Source organism: Reinekea sp. G2M2-21 (genome assembly GCF_015687175.1).
Lineage (GTDB): Bacteria > Pseudomonadota > Gammaproteobacteria > Pseudomonadales > Natronospirillaceae > Reinekea.
The window spans coordinates 549,307-569,230 of record NZ_JADPQG010000001.1 but is presented as its reverse complement, the minus strand read 5'-3'; the positions used below and the strand labels follow the sequence as shown (position 1 = coordinate 569,230).

Annotated in this window: 20 protein-coding genes; 16 read left to right on the top strand and 4 right to left on the bottom strand. The window is 47.9% G+C overall.

Annotated elements, in window-relative coordinates; translation table 11 throughout:
* Positions 1 to 5: 5 nt before the first annotated feature.
* Positions 6 to 1,778, bottom strand: coding sequence for an aspartate--tRNA ligase (gene aspS, locus IYN85_RS02640; RefSeq protein WP_196157287.1), 1,773 nt, complete (start codon positions 1,776 to 1,778; stop codon positions 6 to 8).
* 139 nt (positions 1,779 to 1,917) lie between these two features.
* Between aspS and IYN85_RS02635 the strand changes: the two genes are divergently transcribed.
* Entirely contained in the window at positions 1,918 to 2,493 is a 576-nt protein-coding gene (locus IYN85_RS02635) for a lytic transglycosylase domain-containing protein (protein ID WP_196157286.1), read from the top strand.
* A gap of 13 nt (positions 2,494 to 2,506) precedes the next feature.
* On the opposite strand, the gene IYN85_RS02630 is transcribed toward IYN85_RS02635, so the two are convergent.
* Positions 2,507 to 2,779 carry an acylphosphatase gene (locus IYN85_RS02630; protein ID WP_196157285.1) on the bottom strand — a complete coding sequence of 91 codons (273 nt, stop codon included), beginning with the start codon at positions 2,777 to 2,779 and terminating at the stop codon, positions 2,507 to 2,509.
* A gap of 302 nt (positions 2,780 to 3,081) precedes the next feature.
* On the opposite strand from IYN85_RS02630, the gene IYN85_RS02625 reads away from it, so the two are divergent.
* The 15 genes from IYN85_RS02625 to ccoM all read left to right on the top strand — a co-directional run bounded on the left by IYN85_RS02625 (position 3,082) and on the right by ccoM (position 16,431).
* Positions 3,082 to 4,551: a PilZ domain-containing protein gene (locus IYN85_RS02625; protein ID WP_196157284.1), complete on the top strand. Its 1,470-nt coding sequence runs from the start codon at positions 3,082 to 3,084 to the stop codon at positions 4,549 to 4,551.
* Positions 4,552 to 4,781: 230 nt separating this feature from the next.
* On the top strand, positions 4,782 to 6,218 hold the full coding sequence (gene ccoN, locus IYN85_RS02620; RefSeq protein ID WP_196157283.1) for a cytochrome-c oxidase, cbb3-type subunit I: 1,437 nt from the start codon (positions 4,782 to 4,784) through the stop codon (positions 6,216 to 6,218).
* A 17-nt stretch (positions 6,219 to 6,235) separates the two neighbouring features.
* On the top strand, positions 6,236 to 6,841 hold the full coding sequence (gene ccoO, locus IYN85_RS02615; RefSeq protein ID WP_196157282.1) for a cytochrome-c oxidase, cbb3-type subunit II: 606 nt from the start codon (positions 6,236 to 6,238) through the stop codon (positions 6,839 to 6,841).
* Positions 6,842 to 6,843: 2 nt separating this feature from the next.
* Entirely contained in the window at positions 6,844 to 7,017 is a 174-nt protein-coding gene (locus IYN85_RS02610; protein ID WP_196157281.1) for a cbb3-type cytochrome c oxidase subunit 3, read from the top strand.
* Complete coding sequence (ccoP, locus tag IYN85_RS02605; protein ID WP_196157280.1) at positions 7,014 to 7,901, top strand: cytochrome-c oxidase, cbb3-type subunit III; 888 nt, start codon at positions 7,014 to 7,016, stop codon at positions 7,899 to 7,901. Before IYN85_RS02610 ends, ccoP begins: the two co-directional genes overlap by 4 nt.
* Positions 7,902 to 7,991: 90 nt before the next feature.
* The gene (gene ccoG / locus IYN85_RS02600; RefSeq protein WP_196157279.1) at positions 7,992 to 9,395 is read left to right on the top strand and encodes a cytochrome c oxidase accessory protein CcoG; all 1,404 of its coding nucleotides are present in this window, start codon (positions 7,992 to 7,994) and stop codon (positions 9,393 to 9,395) included.
* A gap of 14 nt (positions 9,396 to 9,409) precedes the next feature.
* Positions 9,410 to 9,916 (top strand): FixH family protein, encoded by a 507-nt coding sequence (locus IYN85_RS02595; RefSeq protein ID WP_196157278.1) that lies wholly within the window; start codon positions 9,410 to 9,412, stop codon positions 9,914 to 9,916.
* Positions 9,913 to 12,300 (top strand): heavy metal translocating P-type ATPase, encoded by a 2,388-nt coding sequence (locus tag IYN85_RS02590; RefSeq protein WP_196157277.1) that lies wholly within the window; start codon positions 9,913 to 9,915, stop codon positions 12,298 to 12,300. The genes IYN85_RS02595 and IYN85_RS02590 overlap by 4 nt, the downstream gene beginning before the upstream one ends.
* Positions 12,301 to 12,302: 2 nt before the next feature.
* Positions 12,303 to 12,485, top strand: a complete 183-nt coding sequence (gene ccoS / locus IYN85_RS02585) for a cbb3-type cytochrome oxidase assembly protein CcoS (RefSeq protein WP_196157276.1) — start codon at positions 12,303 to 12,305, stop codon at positions 12,483 to 12,485.
* Positions 12,478 to 13,110 carry a sulfite exporter TauE/SafE family protein gene (locus IYN85_RS02580; protein ID WP_196157275.1) on the top strand — a complete coding sequence of 211 codons (633 nt, stop codon included), beginning with the start codon at positions 12,478 to 12,480 and terminating at the stop codon, positions 13,108 to 13,110. The genes ccoS and IYN85_RS02580 overlap by 8 nt, the downstream gene beginning before the upstream one ends.
* Before the next feature lie 12 nt (positions 13,111 to 13,122).
* On the top strand, positions 13,123 to 13,719 hold the full coding sequence (locus IYN85_RS02575) for a gamma-glutamylcyclotransferase family protein (RefSeq protein WP_196157274.1): 597 nt from the start codon (positions 13,123 to 13,125) through the stop codon (positions 13,717 to 13,719).
* A 150-nt stretch (positions 13,720 to 13,869) separates the two neighbouring features.
* Positions 13,870 to 14,334 (top strand): hypothetical protein, encoded by a 465-nt coding sequence (locus tag IYN85_RS02570; RefSeq protein ID WP_196157273.1) that lies wholly within the window; start codon positions 13,870 to 13,872, stop codon positions 14,332 to 14,334.
* A gap of 148 nt (positions 14,335 to 14,482) precedes the next feature.
* On the top strand, positions 14,483 to 15,406 hold the full coding sequence (gene ttcA, locus IYN85_RS02565; protein WP_196157272.1) for a tRNA 2-thiocytidine(32) synthetase TtcA: 924 nt from the start codon (positions 14,483 to 14,485) through the stop codon (positions 15,404 to 15,406).
* A 55-nt stretch (positions 15,407 to 15,461) separates the two neighbouring features.
* Entirely contained in the window at positions 15,462 to 16,199 is a 738-nt protein-coding gene (gene fnr, locus IYN85_RS02560; RefSeq protein WP_196157271.1) for a fumarate/nitrate reduction transcriptional regulator Fnr, read from the top strand.
* Between the two features lie 112 nt (positions 16,200 to 16,311).
* Entirely contained in the window at positions 16,312 to 16,431 is a 120-nt protein-coding gene (ccoM, locus tag IYN85_RS26260; RefSeq protein ID WP_304627141.1) for a cytochrome c oxidase subunit CcoM, read from the top strand.
* A gap of 9 nt (positions 16,432 to 16,440) precedes the next feature.
* Here the strand turns inward: ccoM and nudC are convergent, their stop codons facing one another.
* Positions 16,441 to 17,250 carry an NAD(+) diphosphatase gene (gene nudC / locus IYN85_RS02555; RefSeq protein WP_196157270.1) on the bottom strand — a complete coding sequence of 270 codons (810 nt, stop codon included), beginning with the start codon at positions 17,248 to 17,250 and terminating at the stop codon, positions 16,441 to 16,443.
* Positions 17,251 to 17,259: 9 nt separating this feature from the next.
* Complete coding sequence (locus IYN85_RS02550; protein WP_196157269.1) at positions 17,260 to 19,893, bottom strand: bifunctional acetate--CoA ligase family protein/GNAT family N-acetyltransferase; 2,634 nt, start codon at positions 19,891 to 19,893, stop codon at positions 17,260 to 17,262.
* Between the last annotated feature and the right edge of the window lie 31 nt (positions 19,894 to 19,924).

Sequence of the window (19,924 nt, the reverse complement as noted above, 5' to 3'; positions counted from 1 at the left end):
CAATTTTAAGATTCAGATTGCGGTTTTCGCACCCGAATGTGCAACTCTTTCAATTGCTCAGGTTCAACCTGACCCGGCGCATGCGTCATGACACAAGCCGCAGTCTGCGTTTTAGGAAAGGCAATGACTTCGCGAATCGACTCGGACCCTGTCATCAGCATCACCAAGCGATCCAGACCAAAGGCCAAACCACCATGTGGTGGCGCACCGTAGCGCAGTGCCGACAGCAAGAAGCCAAATTTCTCTTCTTGTTCTTCTTTGTCTATTTTCAACACATCGAAGACCGCGTTTTGCATTTCTTCCTGATGAATACGTATCGAACCACCGCCCAATTCAACGCCGTTCAACACCATATCGTAGGCTTTCGACAACGCTGCCGCTGGGTTTGCCTGCAACTCCTCAATGGAACAGGATGGCATCGTAAACGGATGGTGCAGAGCAGTCAGGCGCACATCACCGTTTTCTTCAAACATTGGGAAGTCCACCACCCACATTGGTGCCCACTCTTTGGTGTACAGGTTCATGTCCGCACCAATTTTGCAGCGCAGCGCGCCGAGCGCATCGTTTACGATCTTGGCTTTATCGGCACCGAAGAAAATCAGATCGCCATTTTCAGCAGACAATCGCTCCAACAACGCCTTGCGCACGTCCACTGGCAAGAACTTAACAATGGGTGATTGCAAACCTTCTTCTAAGTCAGACATGTCGTTGACTTTAATGTAGGCAAGACCCTTAGCACCATAAACGCCGACGTATTTCGTGTAATCATCGATCTGCTTACGCGTTAAACTGTTACCGCCAGGCACTTTCAACGCCGCTACGCGACCTTGAGAATCTTTCGCTGGACCGGAAAACACCTTAAATTCGACGGTTTCCATCAAATCGCTGACGGTGACTAACTCTAAAGGAATTCGCAAATCGGGCTTATCGCTGCCGAACCGTTCCATCGCTTCCGAGAATGGCATCCGTGGGAAGGTATCAAACTCCACGTCCAGAACTTCTTTAAACAGCTTGCGAATCATGGTTTCGGTAATCGCCATGATGCCTTCTTCATCCATAAACGAGGTTTCAATATCGATCTGGGTGAACTCGGGTTGACGGTCGGCACGCAGGTCTTCGTCACGGAAACATTTTGCGATCTGATAATAGCGGTCAAAACCGGACACCATTAACAACTGCTTAAACAGCTGCGGTGACTGTGGCAATGAGAAAAACGAGCCAGGATGGGTACGCGAAGGCACCAGATAATCACGCGCGCCTTCCGGTGTCGCACGGTTCAGGATAGGCGTTTCAATATCGATAAAACCCTGATCTTCCAAAGCGCGACGGATACTGGAGGTGATACGCGAACGCAGAATGAGCTTTTGCTGCATTTCCGGCCGACGCAAATCCATATAACGATATTTCAGGCGCACATCTTCACCAACGCCCGAATACTCGTCTAATGGGAATGGCGGTGTCGCAGCCTTGTTCAGTACGGCAATTTCGCGACCCAGCATTTCAACTTCACCCGTCCGCATGTTGGCATTTACCGTGCCTTCCGGACGAGCACGCACCAAACCGGTAATTTCAACCACATATTCTGAGCGCACGCGGTCAGCAATGGCAAAACTGGCTTCCGCATCGGGATCAAACACGACCTGCATAATGCCTTCCCGATCGCGAACGTCGAGAAAAATAACGCCACCATGGTCACGGCGACGATGGACCCAACCGGAAATCGTCACGGTCTGATCAATAAATGAGCTATCTAACTCTCCACAATACTGGCTTCGCATGGTTTATCCCGATCCAAATAATCAATTTGCAAAAAGGCAGGCATTATACAAAGAATGCGCTAAGAATTAACCCATTCGTGTACATTTAGCCAAGTCTGTTAATATGTAACCACTTGAAATTACTTAAAATTGTTCATTTATGACTCTAAACAAAACATTCAGTATCTGGTTTATCAGCTTCTGGCTATTCTCATCGCCTGTCTGTTTTGCCGTAGACAGCAATCCTGAATTGGTTCAAGCACTGCAAAAAGCATTTAATCAGCCGCACACATTCGAAGATGAATACGTCGGCCAGGTATGGCTCGCAAGCATGTCCGCCCCCTTGAGTCGCTGGATTGACGATGCGGACCAGCGTATCGAATTGCTGAAAATGATTCACGCTGAAGCGACTCGCGCCGGTCTAGAGCCGGGTTTAGTATTGGCATTAATTCAAGTGGAGAGTGCTTTTGACAACTACGCTATATCCTATGCGGGTGCGCGCGGTATGATGCAAATAATGCCCTTCTGGAAAAAAGAGATTGGTCGCGAAGACGATAACTTAATGGAAGTAGCCACAAATCTGCGTTACGGAACGACAATTTTGGCTCACTATTTAGATGTCGAGGACGGCAGTATGATTCGTGCCCTGGCAAGATATAACGGCAGCCGAGGACAAACCTGGTATCCAAAACGCGTGTTAACCTATTGGAACAAATACTGGCGCATAGGGGACTGATTGACGAAGTCGATCATCCAGTCATAAACCCAGTAGCTACCTGTTTTTCGCACGGCTCGACATCCACTCCCAGAACCTGCGCAAAAGCCGGCCCCTGATGCAACGACTCGATCATCAACTGAATGCCTTCCTCCTCTCCGCACATCAGCACTTCAACTCGACCGTCTTGCAAATTCAGTGCATAGCCCACCAGCCCTATCTCTTTTGCCTTACGCTTGCAAAACATCCGGTATCCGACGCCCTGCACCTTCCCGTAAACCCATGCTTTAACACATTTTTGCATCATTCAACCTTTTGCAATCGATCAATCCCTGAAGGCATGTTAACAGCATTTTTTTAAGACGCTACCACCACAAACAGACCACCCAATAAATTGCCCGTCAACTGGAAAGTGGATTAATAAGCCCCACGCAACAAAGAAAAGGCATTCGCCCCCCTTGATGCGACTAAACACTGTTAAATACCCCTCAAAGCCACCTGAACATTGGTAAAAGTGTGAGGAAGGTCTCAAAAGAGAGATTAATAACTTCACAGCAAAATAAACCAACTACATTTATAGCCAGATAACTTTATCTGGAGGGAAGGCATATGAGCATTGCAGCGCTACGACTCACCATGCCCAAACAGAACCTGCACATCAGTCGCGAAACAACGGCCCTATACCGCGACGTTTTGGTGAATCAAGTTTTGAATGTTGCGGATTTTGAAAGTCACTTTAGTAAAGTGTCGACCAACTTACACAACTTGAACCGCATGCCTTTAAATGGTGATGCGAGGCTTAATCTGACGGAAGGACTGATCAATCAATACCTACTGTTTATTGGCCAGGTTCGCACGGGCGAGTTAGTGTTAAACGCCAACCAACTGAATGAACTGCCCGAACTCAACCGTGAGTTTTCCTACGCCACCAAGCTTCTATTACGTGACGCCGTTCCACACTCAAAAGAAGAGTTGGCTAATTTCGTCTATTGGGCGATATCGGCCATGTGCGAGCAATTGCAAGATTACAGTGAACAACATCGCGTACAACCCGGGGTAATCTGGGCTGAAATAAATCGGCTCTATCACTACGCTGAGGCACGTTACCTGACAGATTTCCACAGCAATAAGCCTGACAATCGAGACATTGAAAGCCGATATAAACAAGCACTTCTGTTTCAAGCCGCCCAGCCTGAACACCTTAATGACCAGGAGCTGAAGCTCATTGACAGCTACCTTCGAAAATGGGCCTTCCGTGCGCAACTGCATCACCAGGAAAGCCGCGAATTCAATACTCATTACTTCTACGTCGATTTGGAAGCGGTATCCGGAGTACTCTCTGCCCGACAGGTACAGGGGTCTGGGAATGATGAGAACATTCGCGTCGTTAACCCTCTTCCTATAATTGAACAGGCGCGACAGCATATGAGTCAACTGCGCAACGGCACAGCCGCTGAAAAGATTGGCTTCACCTTAACCGCTGACAATATCGATGCTTTTATGGCATTAAAAAAAGCATTAATGGCCTGGAAACAATCCACCAGCCGCCGATTTGAACGCGCTCCCTGTGCTATTGAAGCCAAAACAGCACTTGGGTTAAACACGATTCACAGTTATTTGCGATCACCCGCCTCAGTGCTTGAAAAGCTCATCCTCAGCCAGACAATTAATGTCAGCAAAACAGGAGCCTGTGTTCGTATTAATCATTGGCAGGAGGCGCAAGCATTATCTGTTGGTGATGTTGTCATGCACCACCAGACCGCAGACTCAAGTGGAAAACTGGCCATTGTGCGGTGGCTAAAAAGGGCCGGTGATGCCATTGTCTTTGGGGTTGAATACGTCGTCGGCAATTTGCAACCGGTTACTGTGCGTGTGCGCGACCGCATATCTGAAGCACTACTGATATCCACCTCTGACAATGACTCACTGATCACTCACAAAGGCTATTGCGCCAGCAATACACCGGTGCGACTAAAAAGCGCACGGCACGGCATTGCATTGGATGCGCGAGCACAATCATTAATGCAACGCGGCCAACACATCGATCAGATCCGGCTAAAGCGAAGCCAAACAGCCTGACCAATAAACGCTCACTTTCCGTGAGCGTTTTTTCATCTATAGTGAATATCAAGCAAGCAAATAACAGCGATAAAACCGACAACCAAACGGTTAGATCACCTGGTTTTTTAAAGTAAAGAAATTCCAACTGTTTATTTGATATATGTCATTTGCAAAATACTGACACTGACAGCATACTTGCGCCGGATTCAGTCTTCCCCCTATTAAAAAAAGCGATTGGAAACGAATAAATGAGCAATGCAACTCCTTCTCCCCAAGCGACTGAAACTTACAACTACACTGTAGTTCGCCAGTTCTCAGTCATGACTGTAGTCTGGGGGGTCATTGGCATGTTGGTGGGTGTCATCATCGCCGCGCAAATGGCCTTTCCAGAATTAAACTTCGGCCCATACTTTCACTTTGGTCGTTTACGTCCCCTGCATACCAATGCGGTGATTTTCGCCTTCGGTGGCTGTGCCTTATTTGCGACGTCTTATTATGTTGTGCAAAGAACAACCCAAGCGCGCCTCGCGTTTGCACCCCTGGTGAAATTCACATTCTGGGGCTGGCAGGCCATTATCGTTTCTGCAGTGATCACTTTGCCTTTGGGCTTGACCGCAGGTAAAGAATACGCTGAACTTATTTGGCCCATTGATATTGCTATTACATTAGTCTGGGTCTCTTACCTGCTTGTTTTTGTCGGCACTATTATGCGCCGCAAAACTCCCCACATTTATGTTGGCAACTGGTTTTACCTGGCATTTATTCTAACCGTCGCTGTTTTGCACGTAGTAAACAGCGCAGCCATGCCAACCAGTTTGCTGCACGCCTATTCAGCCTATCCAGGAACAATGGATGCCATGGTGCAATGGTGGTATGGACACAATGCCGTAGGGTTCTTCCTGACCGCTGGCTTCTTGGGCATGATGTACTATTACGTACCGAAACAAGCCGGACGGCCTGTTTATTCTTACCGTTTATCGATTGTGCATTTCTGGGCATTAATCGCCGTATACATGTGGGCTGGCGGCCACCACCTGCACTACTCAGCTTTGCCTGACTGGGCACAAAACCTAGGTATGATAATGTCTTTGATTCTGCTGGCGCCAAGCTGGGGAGGCATGATCAACGGCATGATGACACTATCTGGTGCATGGCATAAATTGCGCAATGACCCGATTCTGCGCTTTTTGGTCGTATCTCTGTCATTCTATGGCATGTCGACTTTTGAAGGTCCGATGATGTCGATTAAAACAGTCAACGCTTTATCCCATAATACTGACTGGACCATTGGCCACGTGCATGCTGGCGCTCTGGGTTGGGTGGCGATGATTTCTATCGGTGCTATGTATCACACGATTCCTAAGCTGTGGGGGCGTGCGCAAATGCACTCGGTTGACTGGATAAATGTTCATTTTTGGCTAGCCACCATAGGTACCGTTCTTTACATCGCCTCCATGTGGGTGAACGGCATCATGCAGGGCTTAATGTGGCGCGCAATCAACAACGACGGAACACTTGCATACAGTTTTGTTCAGAGTGTTGAAGCCAGTTGGCCTGGATATGTGATCCGCTTGATCGGCGGTACTATTTTCCTTTCAGGTATGATTCTGATGGCCATCAATGTTTGGCTAACCATCCGCAACAGCGACCAAGAAGAAGCTGTTTCAGCAGCTTCAGCAGCTTAAGGGAGCGAGATCAGATTATGCAACACGAAAAAATTGAAAAAAACGTTGGCCTGATGACCATTCTGATTGCAGTTGCAATCAGCTTTGGTGGGCTGGTCGAAATCGTTCCTTTGTTTTTTATTAAAGATACAACACAACCCGTTGCGGGTCTGGAGCCTTACACTCCGGTGCAGCTAGAAGGAAGAGACATATACATCCGCGAAGGCTGCTACAACTGCCACACGCAGATGGTCAGACCACTGCGAGCTGAAGTTGAACGTTATGGCGAATATACTCAAGCCGGTGAAACCGTTTATGACTACACCTTCCAGTGGGGCTCTAAACGTACAGGTCCGGATTTAGCGCGCGTCGGCGGCCGTTATAGTGATGAATGGCACAAAGCGCATCTGTATGACCCTCGGTCAGTCGTACCGGAGTCTAATATGCCTGCGTTCCCTTGGTTGTTCGAAAATACAGTCGATGGCTCTAAGACTCCAAACAAACTTAAAGCACTACAACGCTTGGGTGTACCTTACTCTGACGCGGATATTGAAACCGCTGCGGCGGAAACCGACGGCATCAAAGAGATTGATGCGCTGGTTGAGTATTTACAACATCTCGGCACAGTTGTGACCGGACGATAACCATGGATAAAGCAGATTTACAAGCGCTCGCAACGGTACTGACCACCGTTGCTTTTTTAGTCGTCGTTATTTGGGCTTACAGCAGTAAAAATAAAAAACGATTTGAAGAAGCAGCCAACCTTCCTTTTGCTGATGACGAGGCAAAAGAAGAGCGCAATTCAGGAGAAAAAGAATGACAAATTTCTGGACCGCCTACATTTTTGTACTGACAGGCATCACCCTGTTGGGATTGGTCGCCCTCATTCACTTTACCCGAAGAATGCCAGGAACCACTGACCCGGAAGAAACGACGGGACATAGCTTCGACGGCATCGAAGAATACAACAAGCCAATGCCTAAATGGTGGTTGTCCATGTTCTGGATTTCTATTGCATTCGGCGTGGTGTACCTGGCTTGGTATGGCTTGGGCAACTACAAAGGCAGTGGTTGGTCATCAACCCAGCAATTAGCCGATGAAACTGCCGCACACGATGCCAAATATGGCGAAATATTTGAACGATTTGCAAGCATTCCGGTAGAAGAGTTGAAAGACAATCAACAGGCCGTACGTATGGGTCAGCAATTGTTTCTGAACAACTGTGCCCTTTGTCACGGTCAAACCGCGCAAGGTTATTATGGGTTTCCAAACCTAACGGATAACGACTGGTTATACGGTGGTAGCGGTGATGCAATCAAAACATCTTTAGAAGTGGGTCGCCGTGGCCAAATGCCTGCCTGGAAAGATACGTTAGGGGCTAATGGTGTCACCGCCGTTACTGAGTACGTTTTGCAAATCTCGGGCAACGACTATGACGAAGAAGCGGCCAAAAATGGTCAGGTCATCTTCGCTCAGATGTGCAGTGCGTGTCACGGTGCCGACGGCAAAGGCAATCAAGGAATCGGCGCACCAAATCTAACCGACAACATCTGGTTATATGATTTGCCGAACCAGGATCTGAAACGTGACATCATCACGACACTTAACAACGGCCGTGCCGGCAACATGCCTGCCTGGAAAGATATTCTGGGGCCGGAAAAAGTGCATCTTCTAGCTGGTTATATTTACAGTCTGAGTAATTAAACTGTATGGGAGGCTCTGCCTCCCTTTTAGTCATCCAAAAGCATCTTTAAAATAGCTGTTTTTGAATGATTAAGTCTTAGCGGTCCATTCATGTCTGAAATAAAATCTGATCAAGATAGCAGCCAACTTATTGCCACGGATTTATATCAATCCAGAGACAAAATTTATGTCCGACGCATTAAGGGCTATTTTCGTAATCTGCGCTTCTTTGGTGGGTTGTTTCTGTTTGCGGCTTATTTCGGCATACTCTGGTTAGACTGGGACGGACGTCAAGCGGTTCTGTTCGACCTGCCTAAAAGACAATTTCACATCTTCGGTGTCACATTCTGGCCACAGGATTTTATTCTGCTCAGTTGGGCGCTCATTATTTCTGCATTTGCACTTTTTTTTATTACTGTTTTTGCTGGCCGCATTTGGTGCGGCTATACCTGTCCACAAAGTGTCTGGACGTGGATTTTTCTGTTCATCGAAGAAAAAACGGAAGGCAAACGTAACGCACGGATCAAACTCGATAAACAGGACGTTACGTTAAACAAAATTCTGCGCAAGGCAGCTAAACACCTGTTGTGGGTTCTGGTTGCCCTGGTAACGGCCATCACCTTTGTCGGCTACTTCACCCCTATTAAACAGCTGTTACCAGATCTGGCTAATTTTACCGCACATGGCTGGGTCATTTTCTGGATCGCGTTCTTCACGCTGGCCACCTACGGAAACGCAGGTTGGTTGAGAGAGCAGGTCTGCATCTATATGTGTCCGTACGCACGCTTCCAATCGGTTATGTTTGATCGAGATACCCTCATCGTCAGTTACGATAATAAACGCGGTGAAGAGCGCGGCGCTCGCAAACGAGGCATTCCTCCTGCAGAGCTCGGATTAGGCGACTGCATCGATTGTGATTTATGTGTTCAGGTTTGTCCGACCGGTATTGATATCCGTGATGGGCTGCAGTACGAGTGTATTGGTTGCGCAGCCTGTGTCGATGCCTGCGACAGTGTCATGGAAAAAATGGGTTACGAAAAAGGTCTGGTCCGTTACACCACAGAGAACAGCTTGGAGGGCGGTAAAACCCACTTGCTGAGACCACGTTTGATTGGCTATTTTGCGGCGTTGACCATCATGATCATTGCTTTTTCAACGGTCCTTATTTCGCGCGTACCGATTGAACTGGACATCATTCGGGATCGAGGGGCTTTGCACCAGATTACGGCAGACAACCTGATTCAGAATAACTATTTACTCAAGATCGCCAACATGACTGAAGAACCGCAAACGTTCTCAATCAGTGTTTCTGGGATGGAAGGTCTCAAGTTCGGGAGCAGCCAAAGCATTGTCGTCAGTGGCGGTGACTCAGCAACAGTACCTACAATCCTGCTGCTGCCAAAAGAGATGAATACATTACCGACCAACAAAATTGAATTTACGATTGTCAGCGACTCAGACAACCGCTTAAAAACGACAGAAGAAAGTCGGTTCTTCGGGCCCGCTAATTTTTAAAATAGAGGTATAACGTGTCTACAATTGAAGGCCCTTGGTATAAACAGTTTTGGCTGTGGTTTATTTTAACGCCGCTTTTCATCGTTATGGGTGCTGGCTTCTTTATGCTGTACCTGGCCATCGTAACCAGTGACGGCGTTATCATCGATAACCCCTACAAAGATGGTAAAGGTTATGTTGAGCGAACAGCTGAAGATGATTTCGCTCGGTCACACCAATTGGGCGCTTCGCTGTTCTGGCAGCAAAATAATCTTAAGGTTAAGCTAACCGGGCAACTGGCGCCGATGCCGGAAAGCTTGGAGTTGCTGATTGCATTTCCCACGTCCAAAGCATTTGATGTAACTGTCACGTTGGATCACCAAGGGTTGGGAACGTATTTTGGAACATTACCGGAACCGGTAGCCGGAAACCGGCAACTGTTGTTACAACCCATCGATACAGAGCAGGGCTGGCGTCTACATTATAATGGCATGGTGCCGCCATTAAATTCTCAGATCGAGCTTAACCCTAAACAGGAATGAACGAACCAACCTGTTTTCACTGCGGGTTACCAAACCCGCGCCAACCCTACACGTTGACAATTCATAATGAATGCCGATATTTCTGCTGTGCAGGCTGTCAGTCGGCTGCAAAAACCATTGTTGACGCAGGCTTGGCGGAATACTACAAATTCCACCAACCCGACCAACACCCTGTCGAAAACTGGCTCACCAGTGTGGGGCAGTCTTCCTTTCTCCATTACGACCGTGATGACACCCAGGCAGAATTTGTCCAAAGACAGGGTGAGAAGCTCAAGTCATGCATACTGATCATCGAAGGAATCAGTTGTTCGGCCTGTACCTGGCTCATTGAAAAGCGACTACTTCAGCTAACGGGGGTTACATCGGCAACGGTTAATGCGAGTACCCACCGGCTTAGTATTCAATGGGATGATTCTACCTGTCGCCTGTCCAATGTCTTTCAAGCGTTATTTCTAATTGGCTACAAGGCAAGCCCATTTCTACCGGATGAAGAAGAACAAATCCGTCATCGAACTCAGCGAAAGTACATTTTCAGACTTGGTGTCGCCGGAATTGGCATGATGCAAGCGATGATGAATGCCGTCGCCCTGTATTCAGGGGATATCACACAACAACATGAGCGCTGGCTTTGGTGGACATCACTGGTGCTCACACTTCCGGTCATCTTTATTTCAGCGTGGCCATTTTTCACCTCGGCCTGGCACTCCATTAAAGGACGTCATCTGTCCATGGACGTCAGCGTGTCTATTGCAATTTTGAGTGCTTTCATTGCAAGTTGCCTGGCGACGGTGACCGGACATGGAGAGGTTTATTTTGAATCGGTCAATATGTTCACTTTTTTTCTGGTGTTGAGTCGCTTCCTCGAGTTTCGGGCCCGTTCCCTGGCTCATACGCAAGGTAATGCCATTCATCAAGAGCTACCGCAAACTTGTCAGCTTGCAACGTCTGAAGGTTCACGTGAAGTTTTGATGAAGGACTTGAAACCAAACGACATTATCCAGCTCATGCCGGGTGAAACCTGCCCCGTTGACGGCCACATTACTTCTGGTCAAAGCGAGTTTGACGAGTCCAGCTTCACTGGCGAGTTCAAATCGGTGCCAAAGTCGATTGGAGATGCGGTGTCCGCAGGAACTATCAATCAACATCAGAAAGTCACCGTTCGCGTGGCTGAGACAGGCTCCAATAATTCCTTCCATTTATTGCGCACGTTGATTGAACGTGCCGGTGCTGAAAAGCCCAGAATTGCTGAATTAGCTGACAAAGGTTCTCGGCAGTTCATCTGGTCTACGCTCATAATCTCAGTCGTCATTGGCCTGGTTTGGCTGTGGGTCGATATAGATCGAGCCTATTGGATTGTCATCAGTGTATTGGTTGTGACCTGCCCCTGTGCGCTTTCTCTGGCCACCCCAACCGCCCTGGCGCAAGCCACGCTAAGTCTGAAAAACAGAGGTTTTGTGATCACTCGAGGCTATGTACTCGAAAGGTTAGCGTCACTGGAAGCCATTGCCTTCGATAAGACAGGAACGTTAACGGAAGGACAGTTTCGCGTCATCAAGATCAGTAGAACGTCATTGGCCAAGGACATGTCTCTCACTGACGATGAGATTTTGGCAATTTGTGCTGAACTTGAGCGAAACAGCGAACATCCCATTGCGCGCGCTTTTCCTTGGACTTCAGCAGAGCATCAGTTCGAGCCGATTGAAGGCATTCGCAACCTCAGTGGCATCGGTGTGGAGGGGAGCAACGAAGCTGGCAAATGGTTCTTAGGGACCCCAGCAGAAAAAGTTCTTCAAGTCGTCAGTTCAAATAAAGTCCTGAACCTGACTCTCAATCAACAGCTTTTGGCAATAATTGAATTAGATGACCAGGTCCGCGCTACGACCCCAAGCACGCTTGACCTACTTAGGAAACTGAACGTCACAACCCATGTACTGACCGGTGATTCAGCGACTGATCTAGATAAGCAATTTATTGATCTAGGTGTTTCAGGCAGCTATTACGGGCACTTGAGTGCCCAAGAGAAGGTTGAGTGGCTGAACCAATTAAACAATCAAAACATCGCCTTTGTTGGTGACGGGCTGAACGACGCACCATTACTGGCTAAGGCGCCAGTGTCAATTGCAATGTTGAATGCTACGGATATGAGCAAGGCGCAAGCCGACGTGCTTATGCTGACAAGTGACCTGCAAGTTTTGGCCTATGCAGTGCAACTGGCGAAGAAAACTAAGCGAATTATCCGACAGAACTTAGGCTGGGCATTAGTTTATAATGCTGTAGCGTTGCCTATCGCTGCCGTTGGCTGGGTGGCACCGTGGCAGGCCGCTATTGGCATGTCCGTGAGCTCTCTTCTGGTGGTGGGAAATGCGCTTAGGTTAAGGAATTGAATGTGGATATATTATTACTGTTAATACCGGTAACCCTTTTGTTGCTCACGGTCTCGGGCGTCCTATTCTGGTGGACAGTTAAAAGCGGACAGTACGATGACTTGGACAGTCCCGCACAACGGATTCTATTTGACGATGATGAGCATATGATCCCAACGTCTAAAGATAAGAATGACGATGACTGATTATCTGGCCGCGTTTTTGTTAGGGCTGGTTTCTTCTGGACATTGCATGGGGATGTGCGGAGGTCTGATGCTGGCGGCTGGATTGAATGCCAGCAAGCCGATAATCGCCATCGGCTACAATATCGGCAGACTCGGGACCTACATGACACTTGGCATCAGCTTCGGCGCACTTGCGGGACTTTTGCCTGAGCAATTCCTGCCAGTACTGAAAATCCTATCAGCCAGTCTCCTATTACTGACCGCTCTTTACCTGCTTGAACTATCAACGATCGTGAATCGAATCGAAATCATAGGGAAACCGTTATGGTCTCTAGCTCAGAAGCCTGCCAGAAGATTATTGCCTGTGAACAAACTATCAACGTCGATTGCACTTGGCTTTCTATGGGGGTTAATCCCCTGTGGTCTGGTATACACGGCGCTTGCTTTCAGCCTTTCCCAGACTTCCGCCACCAGCGCCGCCGTGAGCATGTTTAGTTTTGGGTTGGGCACGTTTCCTTCCATGTTGGGAGCGTCCCTGCTTGCTTCACGTGTACGCCCATGGTTAATCAATCCTTGGTTTAAAAAAACGTTTGCCTTGATGCTGGCTGTTTTTGCTATGGTTACTCTCATTCCGTTAACAAATTAGGAAAGATCGCCAATGGATTACATTTTTGGCTACGGCAGCCTGATATGTGCCGATAGTCGCAGCCGTACAGGTGTTACCGGACCGGCATTGCCTATAGAAATTCAAGGAATTGCCCGTCGCTGGTCGGTACATTCACCGGAATGGCATGCGACCGCTGTCGGTGCACACTTAGCACCGGAATCCCTGTGTAACGGTGTGTATTTTCAAGTTGACCCTGACAATCTGATTCGTTTTGATCAGAGGGAAATGGGCTATCAACGCATCAACATCGAATGGTCTGCAGTTACCGCCCTAACAGATGTGCCACTACCGACTCAGGGCACACTCTGGGCCTATGTTGGTGACAATCACGGCGAACCAACCTTGGAGCGTCCGATAACACAAAGTTATCTGGATGTCATTTTGAATGGTTGTTTCGACTACGGACCTGAGTTTGCGGCGAAATTCACTCAGTTGACACAACAATGGCAGCACCTGGTCAATGACCGACACCAACCACTCTACCCAAGGCCATTGCAGTCCTCAGATCGAATCCATCATATCGATCAATTCGTGCAAAAACATCTGCCAACTCTCTGGAAACAACGTACGACCCTCAGACATCACTGACATAGGGTAACCAGATCAATAATGCCTGCAGTCAATAACCCAAGCACTTACTAACTTACCTTCGTTAGCTGGTTCAATTCTTGCTGTTCATTTCTCATTCAGCCGACGGTGTCAGAATACCGGTAAGCATATTCCTGGGAGGACGACAGGATGCAATATTCAATAGATTTTGTTCTGAACCAAATCATAAAACCCAGTTTAACGTTTTTAGACCTGGCAACTGCTGACTTGGAAACCTTTCTTGCGGCCGCCGCTTACTGCCAGCAACCCATTGAAGGTGGTTACGGTGTGTATCAAATTTCCCATTCTCAACACTGGGACTTATGGGATCACTACCTTGTTAATCACCCTCTTTTGGCGAGCAAAGTTCGGGGACTGGCCAGTCAGCACCGTTTTTTGGAAAATCCTGATCTGGAGCTGACAATGAACCATGGATACGCGACCGCCATAGCTGCGTTACTTATGTTTAAACTAATGGGAAAGCGTCCGGATGACACACTCACTTTTGAACAAATGTACCGAGCCTGGCAAATAATTGCGCCACAAACCCCTCGCCGAGCGCTCAAGAAACGCTGTCATCAGGTTGACATATTGCAACTGCACAGAGTTGCCTAACCGATAGGAAAAACCTACCAGTTAAGCATGTGCGAACGAAAACGCTCAATCTTGTTGCCCGTAATTGTTTCCGTTACGGAAAAACCATTTACTGCCAAGCACGAGCATGGTAAAAACGCGCCGAATTTAACGTCTAGTAAAGATAGTCATGTCACAGAATCCGGCAAACAAAGACAAATTAGAATTTAACAAGCTGCAAAAACGATTGCGCCGCGAGGCCGGAAAAGCGATTGCAGATTACAACATGATCGAAGAAGGCGATAAGATCATGGTCTGCCTCTCGGGTGGTAAAGACTCCTATACCATGCTCGACATCTTGCGTAGCCTGCAAAAAAGCGCTCCGGTTCATTTTGACTTGGTAGCCGTCAACCTGGACCAGAAACAACCCGGTTTTCCGGACCATATATTGCCGGAATATTTAAAATCTATTGGTGTTCCTTTTCATATTCTCGAACGAGATACCTACTCAATCGTTCAAGAAACCGTTCCAGAAGGCAAGACAACGTGTGGAATCTGCTCCCGTTTACGACGAAGCACCATTTATGCCTTTGCCGATCAAATAGGTGCGACCAAGGTCGCATTGGGTCACCATAGAGACGATATCATTGAAACTCTGTTTTTGAATATGTTCTATGGAGGCAAGCTCAAAGCAATGCCACCCAAGTTGCTCAGTGACTCTAAAACCAACATTTTGATCCGGCCGTTGGCATATTGCAAAGAAGCGGATATCGAGCGATTTGCACAAATGCAAAACTACCCCATCATCCCGTGCAATCTCTGCGGTTCACAGGAAAACCTGCAAAGACAGGCCATTAAGGCCATGTGCCGTGAGTGGGAAGCCCAGTTTCCAGGGCGTGTCGAAAACATTTTCAGGGCGATGTCAAACATATCCCCTTCTCAGTTAGCTGACCGTAATCTGTTCCCTTTCGAGACCTTAGCGACAACCGGCATCCCGGTAACGACAATTGAGGTGCAAAGTGAGTACTCACCTATGGCGACAACTGCAGTGAATACCTGGGTACCGTCAGATATCGCTGACAATAAAGATGCCGCATTTGAGGTACAACAGTAGAATATTTGTTGTATGATTGATGCTTATCAAGTTTTTAAATTGCTGGAGTCCTTGAATGGGATTATCAACCGCCTGTAAAAATTGCAGCTTGCACCCTCTGTGTTTACCGCTTGCACTCTCTGTAGACGATATGGATGTTCTGGATTCAATCATTAAGCGAGGCCGTCCAGTCCAAAAAGGTGAGCACCTTTTTTATCAGGGTGATGAATTCAAGGCGGTTTTCGCAGTTCGAACAGGCACAGTAAAAACCTATACACTGACTAATGATGGAGAAGAGCAAATCACCGGATTCCATCTGGCCAGTGAATTGGTTGGCCTGGAAAGCTATGACTCCATTACTTACCCTTCTTCAGCAAAAGCCCTAGAAACAACCAATGTTTGTGAGATTCCGGTCGACAAACTGGATGAACTCTCCGGTAAGATGCCCGAATTACGCCGACAGTTGATGCGATTGATGAGTAAAGAACTCAGAGAAGAACAGCAAATGATGCTGCTGTTGAGCAAGAAAAGCGCTGAAGAACGAATTGCGTCGTTTCTGATTAACCTGGCCGCTCGCTTCAAACGGCGTGGTTTTTCCGGGACATCCTTCCGCCTGACCATGTCTCGCGCAGATATAGCCAATTATCTAGGATTGGCTGTCGAAACCGTCAGTCGAGTGTTTACTCGCTTTCAGAAACAGGGACTACTGGAAGCCACCGGCAGTGCAAAAGATATTGTTATCAGCAATTTTGAGGAGCTAACGTCCATTGCCTCATTAGCCGAATGCGAGCGAGTTGAGCTGGGCATCGAATAAAACAATCAAAAACAGCGACGCCAGTCGCTGTTTTTTTTCTGACCCACGTCAAACCACCTCCCCTCTAAATACTTACACTAGCGAAATCACAAGCAAAAACAGGGTGATTGTTATGTATTTAGATATCGTCGTATTGTCGGGTGTCGGCGTTATAGGTCTCATGGTGGCATTTTTCGGTGGCGTTTATTATTTCCTACGCAAAGATGCGAAAAAACAACAAAGCCACAAATAGAAGTATCACCTAGCCTGAAATTGACTCTCTGAATTGTCGAATCATCCAACCGGCGATTGAAATGCTAGGAGGGTGTTTGGGCAGTTCATCGATGTCAAACCAAGCCGCGTCTGCGATTTCCCCTACCGCCGGAATAATTTCTCCGCCAGCATATTCCGCGCTGTAACCCAGCATGAGCTGATTGGGGAAAGGCCAGGCCTGGCTGTTTAAATAACGTATGTTTTTAACATCGACATTAACTTCTTCTTTTACTTCGCGAATAACCGCCTGCTCGGCTGACTCACCCGACTCGATAAAACCCGCCAAGGTACTGTACCAGCCCTGCTCGCGATTCTTCTCCCCCTGAGCGAGGAGTATGCGCCGACCATGGGTAATTAGCACAATAATGCACGGAGAGATCCGGGGATAAAAACGCAATCGGCATGGAACACATTCCATGGCAAACTCCTGCGCCACCTGGTGAACGGACTGGCCGCATTGGCTGCAAAATCTGTGTTGCGTGCGCCAGTCGAGATGCGCGCGTGCCCGGCCACACAACATGAAAGCAGTCTCGCCAACAAAAGCGATATCCCGCAGTGAGCGTGTATCGGCCTTTGCCGGTAGTTCCCTGATCGTGGTGGTAAAATAGGCTTTACCGTTCAGCGTCCCGACAAATTCACACGGGTTCTGGTCAATATCCGCACCCGAGAAAGGCCAAGAGATATCGACACCATTCATCAACACCTGGTTCTCATGCCAGAGGATAAGTCGTGACTTTGCCGTTGGCTTCGGCACCTTGCCAGGCAACTCAATTCGATGCATCCCTAACTCGTAAAGCATAACGGACCTTTATAGATGTTTGACAACTTTCATAATGTCATCTTCCATCATTTTTTCAAAGCCGAAGCGCTCCGCCAGACCTAGCATGGCCGTGTTCTCAGGGAGTACATCGGCAATAATTGTCCTGACATGCAGAGATTTTGCATAGCGGAAGGTTTTTTCCATTAACAGGCTGGCAACACCCGTCCCTTGCGCTACGGGTGCAACCATAATCGCAAATTCAATTTCATTGCGATTGATATCCCACCATAACCGCATTTCACCGATCATCTGTCCCTGATCCATCGCCACAAATACCATTTCCCGCCGATAGTCGATCTGGCTCATGTAGGCTAATTCGAGATGTTCGAACTTCAGGCGGCTGTAGAAAAAACGAAGCCTTAGGGCTTCTGAATCGAAACGGGCGAAAAACGCTTTCAATTCGGGCTCATCCTCACCCATGATCGGACGAATCAGCACGTCTGCACCGTTTTTCAAGGTAACATGTTCTTCAAGTTCCGCAGGGTATGGATTGAGTGCCGGTCGAACTTTTTCGCCTAGTGATGCTGCGGCTCCTAAAACAATGGGGATGTCATCGTTTTGCAGTAGCAAGTTCACCTCAACACCGGCTAATCGAGGATTATCAATAACCATTTGTGATAATGCCACGCAATACTGAATCAAAATCTTCAGATCATTGTCCAGATCATTACTTCGCTCCAACAGCACTGCATAGCCATGCGTTTTTTGAATGAGCTGTTTTGCCAATGATGAATTCAGCGGTACCAATGCCACCTGGCGATCGGCCAGCATATCGGCATGTGAACCGCCTTCGCCAAAGAAAATCAAGGGGCCGTAAGTTTCATCTCTTGTAATACCCAGGCTGAACTGCAGCGCATCTACCTTTCGACGCATAGGCTGAACGGCCCAGCCCAATATCTTCGAATCGGGTAAGCGGTGTTTTTTTTCTGCCAGCAACTCTTCATGTGCAACATTCAGTGCGGCGACATCGGGCAGTTCTATTTTAGCGCCCCGCCATCGTGCTGCCGGTATGCTCTGGTAGGCAAAAGGATAACTGTAGGTTTCATGTACGATCCTCAGCGCAGCAGGAAAATATCGTGGTGTTAATCGATTCAGCAAACGATCAAAATCGGTATCAAACGTGCTGTCTACGAGCTTAAAACCGTAGGCACGCAATAAATACCTAGACTCAGGCCAGGTCAAGTAACTGCGGCGCTCTTGCCGGGCCTGATATATTACCCTTTTTGCCTGCGCTCGGTCCGGAATGAAGTCCAATGCATCTGTTGTCGGAGTTTCCCTTAATGCCTCTTGCGCTGCAGTGTGCTGGGCCAACGTTAAAAACGCATTTACGGCGTCGGTTGGTGAATCGAAATTGAGCAACCCGCTACCATCAAAGGATTTTCGCGCGTCCTGCGTCGTCAACCCACCCAAAAAACAGGTCAACACTAAGCGGCGCGAGCGTTTTATATACTTGAGCAAAGCTTGGGCAACTTCAGAACTGTTTGAGCGACGATTAGGTGAATGAATCACTAGCATAGCTCCAAGCGAAGGCTCTTTTTCAAGCTCCTTCATGAAACTTACATAGTCTTCGCCACTCGCCTGTGGAGGCAATATCGCAGGATTACCACGAGTTTCTGAGCTATACCAACTGTCTTGTTTCAGACGTTCAGATTTGGGGGCTGGCGCTAAATCACCGTTATTCGCCAACAGATATTGGCGTGCCAACATCGCAGTACCCAGGCCGTTACTAACAATGGCGAGATTACGGTAATATAGTGGTTTTGAACGCGAGAGAATTTCGAGACCACTAAATAAACCGTCAATCGTGTCTACCTGCAAAACACCAGCACGACTGAAAAATTCACTGTCTATTTTGCCAACATCGGTTACCCCATTGGGCAGTGCGTCTTTGGAATGGGTGCGGATTGCCAAAACTTTTTTTGACCTCGATGCCGCTCGCAAGGCGGTCAACAGTCGATTGGCATCTCGAATTTGCTCAAGGTGAATCAAAATTGCCTTCACACGTCGATCTGACGCAAGATAATCCACGACGTCGGATATTCGGATGTCTGCGCTCGCGCCCAGGGTTAAAAAATGAGAAAACCCAATACCACGGGCCCCAGCCCAATCCAAAAGAGCTCCACCAAGCGCCGCAGAATGTCCGACATAAGCAGAAGATCCCGGTAGTGCATCTATATGAGTATAACTGGCATTCATATGATGTTCCGGCACAAGAATGCCTAAACAGTTAGGACCCATCAGTCGAATGCCTTCATCTTTGGCAATTTTGGCGATTTTTAGATTGTTAGCAGGACTAAAATTAAGCTGTCGAGCCAAACCACCGGTCAATATCAGCGCTGCCTTTATACCGTGGCGACCCATTTGCCTGAGAACTCTGGGGATAACCTCAGGGGGTACACAAATAACAGCCAGATCGACAGGTGCCGAGATTTCCCTGAGGTATCGCACACAAGGATAACCAAACACTGAAGGGTAGCCTTTCAGGTTAACGGCAAACACGTCATGTTCGAATGAGGAACTTTTCAGGTTTTGGAGTACCAAGCCCCCCATGCTGCTATCACGCTCCGATGCGCCAATAACAGCGATAGATTTTGGCGAGAAAAAAGAACTCAAATCGGGCATAGTAGAACCAAAGTCGTGATGCTATGCACTC